Origin of the sequence: Microcoleus sp. B3-D7 (genome assembly GCF_036705305.1) — a bacterium.
Lineage (GTDB): Bacteria > Cyanobacteriota > Cyanobacteriia > Cyanobacteriales > Microcoleaceae > Microcoleus.
Map to the genome: position 1 here is coordinate 1 of NZ_JAUBUE010000027.1, position 14,846 is coordinate 14,846.

Genomic DNA, 14,846 nt, shown 5'->3' on the forward strand with positions numbered 1-14,846 from the left:
TTGCCACCAGCACCGACCATTACTCAAAACCCAGCGCCAGTCTCAAATTTGCCACCAGCACCGACCATTACTCAAAACCCAGCGCCAGTCTCAAATTTGCCACCAGCACCGACCATTACTCAAAATCCAGTGGTTGCGCCTGCTGCTGCGCCCATAAATCTCGCACCGATACCGAGACCGGAGATCGCAGCCAACCAGCCACCCAGCACAAATCGTTTATTTTCTCCCAGCTTGCAAGAGCAAAACCAGATATCTAATTCCTTGCAACAGCGCATTTCACCTCCCGCGTCTGCGAATCTTGACGCTTCCAATTTGCCAACTAACGTCGATGCCGTTATTTTTCCCGTGGAGGAGAGATTTACCAGGGAGTTTGCCGATTACCTAAATTTGCCATCAACAAATGCGATCGCCACCCTAGAAGATGCCCAAGATACCCTTCGCAGCGTCCAACAAGCCACAGGCATCAAACCAGCTCTCATTTATATCAGCTTTGTACCCAGGGGCTCTACAGTCGCTCGGCCTTACAGCAGTTCCCCCATCTTGCGGGTAGAACAGCAAATTCAAGCCTCTGACGAACTGGAAATGATGGTGATTACCCCGGAAGGTTTGCCCGTTCGCCAGCGCATCCCTGGAACCTCTCGCGCCCAGGTAATGGAAGCTGTTCGGAAATTTCGCGATGAACTGACTAATCCGGTAAAGCGCAACACTAAAAGTTATTTGCCCTTGGCTCAGCAACTCTACCAGTGGATGGTAGCGCCGCTCGAAGCAGAACTGCAAGCCAAAGGCATTGAGAATTTATCTTTTATCTCAGATATAGGGTTGCGATCGATACCGATGGGTGCCCTGCACGACGGCAAAGGCTTCCTGGTAGAGCGTTACAGTGTTGGCTCGATGCCGAGTCTCACTTTGACCGATACCGGCCCCGCCAATTTCAAAAATACCCAAGTTCTGGCCATGGGGGCGTCGCAATTTCCAGATATGAGTCCTTTACCTGCGGTGGAAATAGAAGTATCGACAATCACGCCGCAGCAGTGGCCGGGTAAGTCTTTTTTGAATGAAGCTTTCACCCTGGCCAATTTGAAATCGCAGCGCCAGCAGCAGCCTTTTGGAATGATTCACTTGGCTACTCACGCCGAATTTCGATCGGGAGATCCCAGCGAATCATTTATTCAATTGTGGGATACTAAATTGCGTTTGGATCAGTTGCGGCAAATGAATTGGCACAGCCCGCAAGTTGAAATGTTAGTTTTGAGCGCTTGCAGAACTGCTGTGGGCGATCGAGAAGCCGAGTTGGGCTTTGGCGGGTTAGCCGTGCAAGCCGGGGTTAAATCGGCTATGGCGACTCTCTGGTATGTCAGCGACGAGGGCAGTTTGGGATTGATGTCGGAGTTTTACGCGCAGTTAAAAACTGCTCCGATTAAAGCAGAAGCGCTGCGGCAAGCGCAATTAGCGATGTTGCGCCAAGAGGTGCGAATTGAAGGGGGGATGCTGCACACTTCTGGTGGGAATCTGCCGGTACCTCCGGAATTGGCAAACGTGCGGAGTCAGAATTTCTCTCATCCTTATTATTGGTCTGCTTTTAGAATGATTGGCAATCCTTGGTAAGTCGATCGCCCACTCGCACATAAACAACCGCCAATCACTCATAATTGCCACAAAAATTCAAAATCCCAAACCCAAAACTGCCCAACCCCAGTACGATCGATCTAGTTAGCAAAAATAAGTAAAAACACTACCGGAGTAATTTTTATGGATCTGGTCGTACTCCAGAACTGGCTGGACAACATCTCCTTTGCCGTTTTGTTCTCCACAATGCTCATTTACTGGGTTGGCGCAGCATTCCCCGGCATTCCCTATCTGTCGGCCCTAGGCACCGCAGGAATGGCCGTCGCCAACCTATCCATCGCCGCTTTACTCGGTTCTCGATGGATAGAAGCCGGCTACTTCCCCTTAAGCAATCTCTACGAATCCCTATTTTTCCTAGTTTGGGGAATCACCGCCATCCACCTAGTCGCGGAAAACATGAGCCGTTCCCGCTTAGTTGGAGTAGCCACCTCCCCCGTAGCAATGGCAATATCCGCCTTTGCAGCCCTGACTCTGCCGGAAACCATGCAATCTGCAGAGCCCCTAGTACCCGCCCTCAAATCCAACTGGCTGATGATGCACGTTAGCGTCATGATGCTCAGTTACTCAACTTTAATGGTAGGAGCGCTACTGGCGATCGCCTTTTTAATCGTCACCCGCGGCCAAAAAATCGAACTCACCGGTAGTTCCTTCGGCACCAACAGCAACCGCAACAGCAACTACCGCCTCCAACGCCCTCAAAACCCCGAACCTCAAAATGCAGAAACCAGCGCCGACAACGCATTAGCTTTCAGCGAACCCTCTTTCAACTCCAACAATAACGGTTTGGGCACCACCGCAGTGCTCGAATTAGCCACCGTTCAAACCTCATCAACCGCCCCAACTCAAACCGCAGAACTTCTCTCGCCCCAGCGATTGAATCTAGCAGAAACTCTTGATAACATTAGCTATCGCATCATCGGTTTAGGATTCCCCTTACTGACAGTTGGCATTATTGCCGGTGCGGTTTGGGCTAACGAAGCTTGGGGATCTTACTGGAGTTGGGACCCGAAAGAAACTTGGGCGCTAATTACTTGGTTGGTATTTGCTGCCTACCTGCACGCCCGCATTACTCGTGGCTGGCAGGGAAGACGCCCAGCAATTTTAGCCGCCACAGGTTTTGTGGTAGTTTGGATTTGCTATCTAGGCGTCAATCTGTTAGGCAAAGGTTTACATTCCTACGGTTGGTTTTTCTAATTCCTGATCCACCAATGGACCAAAGAAGAACAGGATAAGTCAAAGAATCGGGATTAATATCATCTCCAGTTGTAGGGTGGGCAATTCCCACCTTACTCAACCAGCGAGATTCTAATAATTAACTCCATCTTCCTTCTTCCCTTTTTTTACCCGCTCAGCTTCGCCGAAGGCCCTTCTTCCTGCTTCTAACTTCTGTCTTCCTGACATCCGTTACATCCGTTACAAAATCCGTTGCCGAACTTCCTTCATTCATTAAAATAAGGACAATTAATATGGACGAATCGCCAATATTTCCCCAAGAAGACGATGTTGTGTCTGCCCCTACCAGCGCTTTGATGTATCAATGTACATTTAAAGTCAGCGAATTTATGGCAATTATGCAGGCAAAATTGGTAGACGAAAAATTATTTTCAGACGGTCTGGATTGCGAGCTATTAAGTGCTGGTAAGGACTGGACAAAAGGCAAACTTAGAATGCGTCTGGAGTTCATTCCGCTGGAACCTGAAATCAAAGAACAAAAAGCCCTTCCTGCCGCTGCTGAAAGATCAGACACCGTGCAAAACTACGCCGTAGATAGCTCAAATCAAACCGATATAGATGAGCCATTAAATCAATGTGACTCAACAGAAATAAGTAATCATTTTCCTATTTCTAGGTATCCAGACCGCGACCCCCAAAGTATAGGAATGTGGAGCTAGGAAGGCAAAGACTGAGAGATTGGGAGAGGGGGATGCTTCCCCTTCTTTGCTCAAAATCCATCGGTTAAATTCCGTACACTGATCGTTGTCTAACTTCCTTATTTTTGCTTAATGAAAAACTGCTCTCATGGCTGAATTTTCCAATTGGACGCACCTGCACGCTCAAGTTCACAGGACGCTGCTATACCGACAAATATTGCCATCGAATCAGCGCTTGCTAGTAGCAGTATCCGGCGGACAAGATTCTCTGTGTTTAATTAAATTACTGCTAGATTTGCAGCCAAAATGGGGGTGGAACCTAGCGATTGTTCACTGCGATCATCGTTGGCGTTCTGACTCGCAAGCCTCGGCCAATCATGTAGAACAATTAGCTAGAAACTGGGGAATATCCTATTATTTGGAAACAGCCTCGGACATCCCCAAAACAGAAGCAGCCGCCAGACAGTGGCGATATCAAGCTTTAACCGAAATTGCGATCGCCCACAACTACCCCTACATTGTTACAGGCCACACAGCCAGCGATCGCGCCGAAACACTCCTCTACAACCTGATTCGCGGCAGCGGCGCCGACGGACTTTCTGCCCTCACCTGGACACGGCCCCTGCTCGATTTTAGATTGCCGATTGCCGATTTTAGATTGGGGAATTCCGGCGAAAATCCCAACTCCCAAATATCTGCCGATTTTAGATGGGAAAATCTGCATGAAAATTCCCAATCGAAAATCCAAAATCTAAAATCTAAAATCTATTTAGTTCGTCCCTTGCTCGAAATAACTCGATCGCAAACAGGTCAATTTTGTCAAGAGCAAAAACTACCCATTTGGGAAGATTCCACAAATCAAGACTTGCAATATAGTCGCAACCGGATTCGATCGGAATTATTGCCTTATTTGGAAACTCATTTCAACCCAAAAGCCCAACAAGCGCTAGCTCAAACAGCCGAACTCCTCCGCGCCGACGTAGAATATCTCGAACTTGCAGCCAGCGAGTTGCTACAGCGAGCAATGTCTCCAATTGGAGACAGCCCGCAGATGAATTTTCAACTTCCCGTCAAGTTAAATCGCCCGATTTTGCGTGAAGCACCCCTGGCCTTGCAGCGACGCGCAATGCGGCAACTACTGCAACAAATATTGCCCTCGGCGCCGAGTTTTGAAAGCGTAGAAAAACTAACCAGCTTAATCGTAGCGCCCAACCGATCGCAAACCGATCCATTTCCTGGAGGAGCGATCGGTCGAGTCGAACACCCTTCGATAATTTTAGATATTAAATTTTAAGCTGTTATCAAACCCGAAAGGACTTGCCGCAACTCGGAAACTACCCGATCTTGCTCGTCTCCCGTCTCCTGCACGCGATCGAGTTCCCCCGCCACCGCTTCCAGCTTTTGCCGTAGCGCATTCAAATTGTCCTGCACCGGCTGCAACATTTCTTGATAAACATTCAGCCTGCCCCAGAGTTGCGCCACTGCACCTTTCTGGTTGAACAAATTCTGCTCTAACTGCTTGAGTTCGTAGCGTTTCGCCTCACTTTCCCCATTTTGGCGGTTGACATTTGCCTCAATTTTGGATATGCCTTCCCGCACCTGCTGAATTTCGTTTTCCAATCTTTGCAATTCTTGGCTTTGCTGCTGGCGCTGAGTATTGAGCTGTGCGACAATCGGTCCCAAATCAATATCTCCTCGCTCTTGTTTTGGAGCATTAGCAGTACCCAGCCGCCGCCACAGCACCGCCTGATGCTGCTTTAAAACATCTTCCCGTTCCTGCAACCGGAGGCGCTGTCCCACCAGAGTTTCGTTTAACATCTGATAACTTTCGAGTTCATCTGCCATTTCATTTTCCAAAGCCATGCGATCGTACTCGCTAGCAGCTTGAATTTTCCCTTGCAGTTCCTCGATTGTCTCCCGCTGCAGAGTCAACTCTTCCTCTTGATCGTTAACAAACCGGAACACCTTTTCCAAATCCTGTTGCAGGTGTTGCACCAGCCCCTGTAACTCATCAACAGGCATCTTCTCCAAAGCTGACACATCTACTTTCTGCTCCGTACCTGCAGCAGCACCCGAAGCAGATGCGAGCCTGGAAACTTGCTGGTAAAGATCCTCAACAGCCCGCACCTGCAAAGACACGGACTGAGCCTGGTCCTGCTTAGCGCTGAGGGTACTTTGCTGCCCTTTAAGCTCCGCCCGAGCCCCGGCCAAAGCATCTTGAGATTGGTACCACTCTTGCCAGCGGTTTTGGAGGCTCTGATTTTGTTGATCGACCTCTTCTTGTTGCTGTTGAGCTATGCTTTGTTTTTGCTCCAACTGCTGCCAGTGCTGATCCAGAATTGCCTGTTGGGCGCCCACGGCACTAAAAGACTGATTGAGTTGTTCCCGCACCCCTTTGGCAGAAGCAATTGCCCCTCCCAGCTTCTGCATCAACTCCTGAATCCTCTGGGTCTGCTGCTCATCAACTACTGCCCCCTGCGGAACCTCAGACTGCTGCTGGGCCACCCGTTGCTGCTCGCCTCGCAACTGTTCCCAAGCCGTCTCAATTTCCACACGACTGCGATCGACTTCTTCTCGCAGTCGGTTAGCTTCATCTCGAGTATTTTCAATTTCTGAGCGCTGAGCCTCCAGTCGCTCCAACTCCTCTTCCATTTGAGCCAACTGCTCTTCGCGGGCTTGCATTTCCATTTCCCGGCGATTGAGTTCTTGACTCGAAAACGTCAGAGAAGCCTTCCACTGTTCAATTTCCTCTTCCTTATCCTTAAACTTATCCTGCAATCGCGAGAAATTTTGCAGAATGCTCACCAACTGGCGGGCCGCCTCCTGAATCCGCTGCACTTGCTTGCTAGCGCTCAACTCAACCAGCACCAGCGTGCCGTCGTTAAACTTATTAGCTTCCTCAACTGGGATCGCGTCATCGCCTGGTACGGCGCTCCAGTTATGTTCGCCTCGCTGACAAGCTAGCAGTTTCAGCTCAGCCTTACCGCCACCGAGACCAAAGCCGCTTCTCTGTTTTTGTACTTCCGCTAGATACAGCACACTAATAGTCCTCTGCTTCGTAAAACCTATCCCAACTTACTTTAAGTTACTTAAAGGCCTAAAAGATAAGTGGTGTTTACTTCCTACGCTGTTGGGTAGACGGCTAATTCCAACATAAGTAGGCTATCCCCCTTAAGCCAAAGGTTCTTGACTAAAGATAACACTGCGTGTGATTTTTAGTCAACTTACCTAAAGTAAACAAGTATAGGCAAGTAAGGATAACTTTTTGCCACTTAAGTCTTACTTTTTGGTATCGTTTGCCCAATCGGGGGATAGCATTTTTTTCTAACTTTAGCAGCACTCACGCATAGCACGTTCTCACGGGAGAACTTCCATAAAGTACGGCCGCTGCCAGTTGTCTGGAGGAATGAGACAGCAGTACCCATGCCGCTTGATTAAAGACTAGCTCTCACTGCGGAGACTGCCATAGGCCAAACCTGAAAAAGGTCAGTCCTTGAACCTCCCCACATCTAAAGCCGGGGATTCTTGCCCACCTTTAAGACGACAACGGGACATTCAAATATCCCTCTACTGACTCAAAGAACTTTACTTATCCCGGAGCGCATACTTGCTGAGTCCTTCATATTTTTAAGGTTGAACGTGACCTATGCTGCAATTATTTGCCCTTTAACTATTCCGAATTAATCGGATTAGTGCCTTACCGGGGTTGCTCGCCCTCTAGGATATTTCAATGGCTTGAAAATTATTCTTACTCTGGCGAATTGCTCTGTGCCGATTATACCACTCTGGTTTTAGCAACACAATCGTTTCACGAGACTTAAAAGTCCCTACCAACTAAGCCCCAGGCCTAAATCCCCATGTCCTTAGCCCAGGGCTGGTCTCTGGCGTTTCGATAAAAAACTTTCTATTGATTTCACAACTTAGTTAGGGGTCGATCGCCACAAAAGCCCTCGCTGCCCCCAAGCCGGCGCCCTCCTCCGGCGGACTAGGGATTTGAGCCGCGCTGCCTTAGAATAGGGTAATGACGCGAGCCTATGACGCTCGCTGCAGGCGAGCCAAAAGGTCGATCGGCACTGAGGTTTTTCCTGACAATTGCCAACAAAGGTTCATTTTGACTGCACCTGATTTTAGGGCTGTGGCAAACCCAAAAAAACCTTGATCGCAACTCATCCAACCCAACAGACTAGCCTCAAGTTGCCATCGGGCCTCGCTCGGCACTTGCTGCTGGTAGCAGCGGTAAAACCAGAGAATCCTCGCTATTTTGAAGTTGACCTACGCCAAGATGTGTTGGATAAACTGACGGCATACTCAGCCAAAAACTTCAAAACTTTAGCCATCGAAGACTTGAACCAGTCGGGAATGCCAGCGTTGCAGACTCGAAGAACCCGTGCAATCGTGCGGTGTGGATTCTACGAGTTTAAGCAACGCCGTGGGAATACAAGGTGAAACTCTACACTTAGAGAATGCCGCGAGTTTCGCGGTTTCAGCTTGTGGACTGGTAGCCCGGCCGAGGAGCGACAGCAAGTATCGCCCTTTCGTCAATTCCCAATTGTGAGATCGGCATCAGCGCGTAAATTATTGACGGAAACAAAAGTCAATCTTTTCGCCAGCACACAGTCTTTCCGAGCTCAGACGCCAACGGTTTTAAGGAGGATACTTTAGCTGCATGCAGGGAAATTTGAGTGAAATAGACATCCGCAGCATCCTGCAATTGATTGAGTTAGGTCAGCGAACCGGAGAACTGTTCGTAGAGGCCTACACCTCCACCGGCAGCAGCACGGGTACTCAACCTACCCTGCGCTCCCTTGCAGGACAATCCTGGTATGTCTTCTGCTTCAACGGTCAGATTATTTACGCTACCCAGAGTGCGGGCAGTTTGTTTCGCTTGCGCGACTACCTGCGCCGCTACAAAGCAGATACCGCCCTCGACAAAATCCAAGTTCCCTATATGGCATCTACCAATGCCCCAGAATACGGCTACCTATGGGCCCTGCTAGAAAACCACATTCTCACCCCAGCTCAAGGGCGCAACATCATCCAGAGCATGATCCACGAAACCCTATTTGACTTACTCAGTCTCCACCAAGGTTCCTTCACTTTTGAAATGGGCCCAGCTTTGGCTCCTCAACTGACCAGCTTAGAAATTAGCTCACTGCTGGCCAAAATTGTCAAACAGGTGCAGCAGTGGAAGCAGTTTCACCCTCACATTCAGTCACCCAACCAATGCCCGGTGATTTCAGACCCCTCCGAGCTGCGAGTCGCGCTGCCTGTCAATACCTTTAATACTCTCAGACGCTGGGCTGACGGGCATACTTCGATCCGCCAAATGGCGCGCTACCTCAACCGAGACGTGCTCACTGTCGCTAAGGCGATTTACCCCTTTGTGCAGCAGGGATTGGTGCAAGTATTTTACGAACCCTCTGTTGCCCCCACCAACAACAAAAAAGAATGGTCGTCCCCAGAAACTAAGGTTCCTAGAGTTGTCTGTATTGACGACGACAATACTATTCGCAAAACAGTCGAGTCAATTTTAAATGAACACGGTTACGAAGCTACTACGATCGGCAATCCCCTCCAAGCCCTGAGTTTGGTGTTTCCACTCAAACCCGATTTAATTCTGTGTGACATCGCCATGCCGGAACTCGACGGCTACGAAATTTGCGCTATGCTGCGTAGTTCTAGCGCTTTCCGGCAGACGCCGATCGTGATGCTGACGGGCATCGACGGATTTATCGATCGCGTTAAAGCCCGCATGGCTGGAGCTACAGACTTTTACACGAAACCTTTTGGTGAAAGCGAGTTATTGATGCTGGTAGAAAAATATGTGGGCCCGGGCTACCCTCGGCTCAATCTCTCGGAAAGATTATTAGACCGCTCGCTAGAAGACCAATTAGAAGAAAAATAAATTTTGCACCCATACCTTGATGGGAGCTTTTTTGTACCTGCGGTTAAATCGAGTCTCGGCCGCCACAAAGAGAAAGCTGGGGGTACTATTGGCGATCGCACCATAAACTAGAATGTATTAATCCGCGCGCTGGCATAAGGGCGTCGGTAAAACTCTGTTCAATTTCTAGGCCCAAGTGGGTCTAACACGCTCAAAGTGCAAATATAATATACTTGTTCTCCACTTGCAGCCGCTCCGAAAAACTGATGTACAGAGCTACTTATTGCTAGGTATTTCTGTACAAAGTCAGAGAGTCCAATTCTCACTCTTAAGTGACTCCGTTCATGATTGTCGCGACACCAGCCATGTCAACAACTCCTCGCTAATCCGAGTATCGGTTTAGCATTCATCGCAGAAATTACCCAGAGTTTTACCAATTGAGACGGCGGTGGGAGTACAAAGTGAAGCTTTAGGGGTTTCAAATTAATTGTTCGTAGTCGATTTGAGCTAATTTGTCAGCATTGGTCGCGCGAATTTATTGATGGCAGTCAATTATTGACGGAGCAAATTTATTGCCAAGGACCTCCGGAAGTCGCGCCATTCACCCCTGGGCTGTGTCAAGCTTGGCTGTGTCAAGTTTCGACCATCGAAGTTTCCATCGAGTTCTTCTTGGCGGAAAACCTCAACAATTTGCTAGAAATGCAGGTGTCAGAATTATGATTAGCGGTAGCCCAGACTTTATATTACCAGGACTAGGCGTAGATCCGGCTCCGGAATTCCAAGAACTAGAAACTCCCGAAGGCGAGCTGCACCTGCGGTTCTACGTTCCTTCGGGGAACGAGTTCGCACTGCCGGCGACAGGGATTAGAGAGGTACTATCCCCTTCCCCAGACCGAATGACACCGATCCCCAACGTTTCCTCTTTGCTTTTAGGTACGCTAAATATGAGAGGACGAGTGATTTGGGTGGCAGACCTCGGCCAATTTCTGGGAGACCAAACACCTCTGAACACAGATAGACCCGAAATCCCGATCGTGGCTGTGGAAGACCAAGACACGATTTTGGGGCTAGCAGTCGATCGAATTGTGGGGATGGACTGGCTCGACGTAGAGCAACTGCACTCTCAGAACAATGCACCAGACGGCATGATTCCATTTCTGAGGGGAGAATGGATGTTAGGTGCACCAGCTCAGAAAGTGCTCCGACTGCTAGATCAAGTGAAAATTCTGCGCTCGGCGCGGTGGGCAGCGTGAAATCGATTTTAGATTTGCGATTTGCGATTTTCGATTGAGGTCTAACCATCAACAGTCACACGACTTGAGGCGCGCATCTAAACATTCAATTCAAGATAAAAATCAAAAATCTCAAATCTAAAATCTAAAATCCAAAGAGGGCGGCAAATGGCAACAAGTACCAACTTTCAGCAGGACTACCAACGGGCAGAAGCGGCCTACATGGATGGCAATTATTCAGAAGCCGCAGCCCTAGTTTATCAATTAGTAGAAGATTTTCCCGAAGACCCCAGCGCTCGCCTGCTGTGCGGACACATTTACTGCTACGGGCTGCAACAGTATGAGGTGGCGCGGGAACAGTACACAGTTGTGCTAGGCCTGAGTGACGACCCGAGTTTGGTGGAACACGCTCACAACGGAATTACCTACACAGACCAATTTTTATCTGGAGAGCTGCAAACGGAAAATTTCGAGGCTTTGTCTGCTGAAACTGAATTAGAATTCTACCCAGACTTATCTCTTGATGAAGGGTTAGAAGACCCGGATTTGGGACTTTTCCAAGGCAATTCCCCATCCCTTTCCTATAGAAGTCAATCCTCAGAGGACCTGGAAAACGAGGACTTGGCAGACTTGGGCATGAGTGGCTTGGGGTGGGAAGCAGAAGACGACGATGGCGCCGGCTCAGTCCCAGATTTAGCCTCACATTCTAACCCGTTTGGTGGCGACAGCGGCGGAATGGCAGCTTATGCTGAGACCTCCGACTCGCTAGACGACATAGACGAGTTTGCCGACTCGGACTTTGGAGACCCTTTTGCCTTAGATGATGGAGGGTTTGATGCTGCTGACGTGTCTAGCAGCAAAGTGTCTGGTTCAAGCGCACCTTACTCAGGAGATTCGTTTTCAGAAGCTCCGACTCAGATGCTCAACGGTCAAAGTTTTGCCTCTTCAGAAACCGGGAATTCCTTCGACTCGAACCAACTAGAGTCCCCCATCGGGCCCTCGGACAATTTTGGCGAACCTTTTGCTGGGCTCGATTTGCCAGACGAATTCGACGAGAACTCCGACTACGATTTCCAAGCCCCGCCCCAGAGCGGCCAAAATTACGGTAATAACGCACCTCTGGCCGAAGAGGAAGACCCGTTTGCCGAGGCGATGCCCTCGTCGGGTTTCGGGTCTTCTCGGCCTCAAAACAAGCAGCCGAATAACGGGTCGGACTACTCATCAAACTATTCGCTGGCGGAAGACGAAACGCTGTTGATGGGAGGTGCTGTCCCTAACTCTCAAAGTCAAAGGTCGAGCCGGGGACAATTTAATTCAGTCGATCGATCTTCCGCCAACAGCAACGGTTACAGCGACTCGGAACCCCCAGCATTTAGCTCTAGAGACAACTTCGAGTTAGATGCTTTTGAAGACGACGCTTTTAGCGATTCTTTCTCTTTCGACGAAAACGAACAAGCGACAGCTTTCGGGGCGTCCGACAAGAACGACAGCGCCTGGTCGTCAAAAACTGGGAACGCTCAAGAACACAGCGACTTTTTAGACGAATTTGACGAATTTGACGATTTGGGGAATTTGCCGGACTTTGATATCTCAGAAGATGCCACCAGTTCGATCTTGACTAGAGGTAACACCAATTTCGGCAACTCGACCAGCGGCATGATGGGAACGACCGGCAGCAGCCTGGACTTTGACAACAGCGATGGCTCAGCAATTCGGGATGACGAAATATTTAGCATAAGCGGCCCGGCTGATGCGTCTGTGTCGAATTTTTCTCCCACCGAAACAGAAGCGGTCGATACTTCGGTAACAGTAGAACAGGGGGGACTGGCTTTCTTGGAAAATGCCCCTTTGTTTACAAAACAGTTGTACACGGCTATCGGGGCGGGACTGGTTTCTCTGGTAGCTGTGGCTTTCGTCACCAACATTGCCTCCTATCAAGCTCTGCGGCAAGACAAACCCGAGGCGATCGTTTACCTGCGCCAAACAGGCTGGGTAATGACCGCAGCCGCAGGCTTTACCAGCTTTTTAACTTCTTGGGGCATCGGCCAGTTGATCGCCAAGCAGGTACGCAAGTCGTCGGACAATTTGCAAGCTCAGTTCGATGCGGTATCTCAAGGAACTTTGGACGCTCGCGCTACGGTTTACTCGGAAGATGAATTTGGCAAAATGGCTGCTAAATTCAACCACATGGCGAAGGTTATCCAAACCACGATTAGCGATACCAGGCGCAAGTCTGACGAGCAGGAACAGGCAAAAGAAGACTTGCAGCGCCAAGTGATTCGCTTGCTAGACGACGTGGAAGGAGCGGCCCGGGGTGACTTGACGGTCACTGCGGAAGTGACCGCAGACGTTTTGGGTGCTGTTGCTGACTCGTTTAACTTGACAATTCAAAATCTGCGCGAAATTGTCCATCAGGTGAAGCAGGCGGCTCGGGAGGTCAGCAAAGGCGCTACGGATAGTGCTAAGTTTGCGGGCGATTTGTCTTCCGACGCGCTGCGGCAAGCTGAGGAACTGGCGGCAACGCTGAATTCGGTGCAAGTCCTCACCGATGCGATTCAGCGGGTCGCAGAGAGCGCTAGAGAGGCGGAAGAAGTGGCCCGGGGCGCGGCGGCAACGGCTCTGAAAGGAGGCGAGGCTGTGGAGCGGACGGTGGCCGGGATTTTGGAAATTCGAGAAACGGTAGCAGAAACCACGAGAAAAGTCAAGAGGTTGGCGGAAGCTTCTCAAGAAATTTCTAAGATTGTGGCTTTAATTGCGACGATCGCCTCCCGGACGAATTTGTTGGCCCTCAACGCCAGTATTGAGGCGGCGAGAGCTGGAGAAGCGGGCAGGGGTTTCGCGATCGTGGCAGACGAGGTGCGACAATTGGCAGACCGATCGGCTAAGTCTTTGAAAGAAATCGAACAGATCGTGATGCAAATTCAAAGCGAAACCGGCGCGGTAATGACGGCGATGGAAGAAGGGACGCAGCAGGTTATTGAGGGGACAAGATTGGCAGAACAGGCGAAGCGATCGCTTGAAGATATCATTCAAGTAACTAATCGAATTGACGTGTTAGTGCGATCGATTACTGCCGACACTGTAGAGCAAAACGAAACAGCTCGCGCGGTCGCCAGTGTGATGCAAGCGGTGGAATTAACTGCTCAGGAAACATCCCAAGAAGCGCAGCGAGTTTCCGGTGCTTTGCAAAACTTGGTGGGCGTTGCTCGCGACCTTTTGACATCGGTGGAAAGATTCCGAGTAGAAACAGCAGAAAGACAATAATTAAGTGTCTAATGCTTGTTTTGCTGGCTGATTTACAAGCAAGTTGGTCGGGCAAGGATGGCAGAAAAAAAGCAACCTCGCAGTCTTGAAACCGCTGCGGGGCTGCTAATTCAACACCTAAACAAAGTAGGAGTTGCACAGATGGAGGATAACATAGTAGAGGTAATTTACGGCATATTTGGCGAGATTCAGCCGATGAGCTGTATTATCTCTAGTCTAGCAAAAAATAGCTGGGGCTATGCCAATAAAAGGCTTCGCATTAACGGTGGATGGAAAACGTTTACTGTCCATCGTTTAGTATTAGAACATTCATTAGATCTGCAAATCAGACCCGAAGACTTTGCTTGCCATACTTGCGATATCCGCACCTGCATTAATCCTAACCATTTGTGGGAAGTTTATCGGCGGGAAAATTCTCAATATCGGTTTAAAAAAGAACATATTAAAGATGTCCGAAGTACATCTGCACCGAAACATCAAAAACAACTGCTAGACCAAGAAATAATTCCCGGTACTCGAACCCAAATACAGCCGAACCGCAGCATGATTTGTACCTTGGCTAAAAGAAGTGATGGTGACGCCATTAAAGGTACTAAAATTAATGGCAAAACAAAAAGTTTCTACGGTCACAGACTTGTACGGGAACACAAACTGGGAAGGCCTGTCAAACCCGGTTATTTTGCGGGTCATAGTTGCTACGATCGCGATTGTATCCATCCCGACCATTTGTGGGAAGGAACCCCCGCCGATAACTCCCGCGATGCCAAGCGAAAAAAACCGCTTTCCTTGCGTTCCCGGCTAGATATGTCCTAACCGCAAACTCCAAACCGAACAAGTGCGGGAGATTCGCTATCTTTTAAGTGAGGGCATATCGAAAGCAAAAATAGCCAGGACATTTGCCATATCTCGCAGTCAGATTATTCTCTTGGCAAGGGGCGAGATATACAGATAGCTTCTCTAGAACTACTA

Annotated in this window: 12 protein-coding genes; 11 read left to right on the forward strand and 1 reads right to left on the reverse strand. The window is 49.4% G+C overall.

Annotated elements, in window-relative coordinates; all coding sequences use genetic code 11:
- The 4 genes from QUB25_RS18190 to tilS form a co-directional block, all read left to right on the forward strand.
- A partial coding sequence (locus QUB25_RS18190; protein ID WP_333184839.1) for a CHAT domain-containing protein occupies window positions 1-1,605 on the forward strand: 1,605 nt, incomplete at its 5' end.
- 144 nt (window positions 1,606-1,749) lie between these two features.
- Entirely contained in the window at window positions 1,750-2,820 is a 1,071-nt protein-coding gene (gene ccsB, locus QUB25_RS18195) for a c-type cytochrome biogenesis protein CcsB (RefSeq protein ID WP_333184842.1), read from the forward strand.
- A 272-nt stretch (window positions 2,821-3,092) separates the two neighbouring features.
- Window positions 3,093-3,518 (forward strand): KGK domain-containing protein, encoded by a 426-nt coding sequence (locus tag QUB25_RS18200; RefSeq protein ID WP_333184845.1) that lies wholly within the window; start codon window positions 3,093-3,095, stop codon window positions 3,516-3,518.
- A gap of 127 nt (window positions 3,519-3,645) precedes the next feature.
- Window positions 3,646-4,791 (forward strand): tRNA lysidine(34) synthetase TilS, encoded by a 1,146-nt coding sequence (gene tilS / locus QUB25_RS18205; protein ID WP_333184848.1) that lies wholly within the window; start codon window positions 3,646-3,648, stop codon window positions 4,789-4,791.
- Here tilS and hmpF read toward each other — a convergent pair.
- Entirely contained in the window at window positions 4,788-6,536 is a 1,749-nt protein-coding gene (hmpF, locus tag QUB25_RS18210) for a pilus motility taxis protein HmpF (protein WP_333184850.1), read from the reverse strand. The two genes, tilS and hmpF, sit on opposite strands and share 4 nt — an antisense overlap.
- Window positions 6,537-7,652: 1,116 nt before the next feature.
- Between hmpF and QUB25_RS18215 the strand changes: the two genes are divergently transcribed.
- The 7 genes from QUB25_RS18215 to QUB25_RS29850 all read left to right on the forward strand — a co-directional run bounded on the left by QUB25_RS18215 (window position 7,653) and on the right by QUB25_RS29850 (window position 14,829).
- Window positions 7,653-7,943 carry a hypothetical protein gene (locus QUB25_RS18215; RefSeq protein ID WP_333184855.1) on the forward strand — a complete coding sequence of 97 codons (291 nt, stop codon included), beginning with the start codon at window positions 7,653-7,655 and terminating at the stop codon, window positions 7,941-7,943.
- A gap of 220 nt (window positions 7,944-8,163) precedes the next feature.
- The gene (locus QUB25_RS18220; protein ID WP_333037496.1) at window positions 8,164-9,402 is read left to right on the forward strand and encodes a response regulator; all 1,239 of its coding nucleotides are present in this window, start codon (window positions 8,164-8,166) and stop codon (window positions 9,400-9,402) included.
- 534 nt (window positions 9,403-9,936) lie between these two features.
- Complete coding sequence (locus tag QUB25_RS18225; protein WP_333184858.1) at window positions 9,937-10,101, forward strand: hypothetical protein; 165 nt, start codon at window positions 9,937-9,939, stop codon at window positions 10,099-10,101.
- The gene (locus QUB25_RS18230) at window positions 10,101-10,634 is read left to right on the forward strand and encodes a chemotaxis protein CheW (RefSeq protein WP_039887356.1); all 534 of its coding nucleotides are present in this window, start codon (window positions 10,101-10,103) and stop codon (window positions 10,632-10,634) included. Before QUB25_RS18225 ends, QUB25_RS18230 begins: the two co-directional genes overlap by 1 nt.
- Window positions 10,635-10,781: 147 nt before the next feature.
- Window positions 10,782-13,877, forward strand: a complete 3,096-nt coding sequence (locus QUB25_RS18235; RefSeq protein ID WP_333184861.1) for a methyl-accepting chemotaxis protein — start codon at window positions 10,782-10,784, stop codon at window positions 13,875-13,877.
- Between the two features lie 57 nt (window positions 13,878-13,934).
- Window positions 13,935-14,690: an HNH endonuclease gene (locus tag QUB25_RS18240; RefSeq protein ID WP_333184864.1), complete on the forward strand. Its 756-nt coding sequence runs from the start codon at window positions 13,935-13,937 to the stop codon at window positions 14,688-14,690.
- 22 nt (window positions 14,691-14,712) lie between these two features.
- Window positions 14,713-14,829: a helix-turn-helix domain-containing protein gene (locus QUB25_RS29850; RefSeq protein WP_445251963.1), complete on the forward strand. Its 117-nt coding sequence runs from the start codon at window positions 14,713-14,715 to the stop codon at window positions 14,827-14,829.
- Window positions 14,830-14,846: the final 17 nt, after the last annotated feature.

Bases quoted from the DNA above. Each gene is read 5' to 3' on its own strand.
- ccsB (WP_333184842.1), top strand. From the start codon at position 1,750: ATGGATCTGGTCGTACTCCAGAACTGGCTGGACAACATCTCCTTTGCC.
- QUB25_RS18200 (WP_333184845.1), top strand. From the start codon at position 3,093: ATGGACGAATCGCCAATATTTCCCCAAGAAGACGATGTTGTGTCTGCC.
- tilS (WP_333184848.1), top strand. From the start codon at position 3,646: ATGGCTGAATTTTCCAATTGGACGCACCTGCACGCTCAAGTTCACAGG.
- QUB25_RS18220 (WP_333037496.1), top strand. From the start codon at position 8,164: ATGCAGGGAAATTTGAGTGAAATAGACATCCGCAGCATCCTGCAATTG.
- QUB25_RS18235 (WP_333184861.1), top strand. From the start codon at position 10,782: ATGGCAACAAGTACCAACTTTCAGCAGGACTACCAACGGGCAGAAGCG.
- QUB25_RS18240 (WP_333184864.1), top strand. From the start codon at position 13,935: ATGGCAGAAAAAAAGCAACCTCGCAGTCTTGAAACCGCTGCGGGGCTG.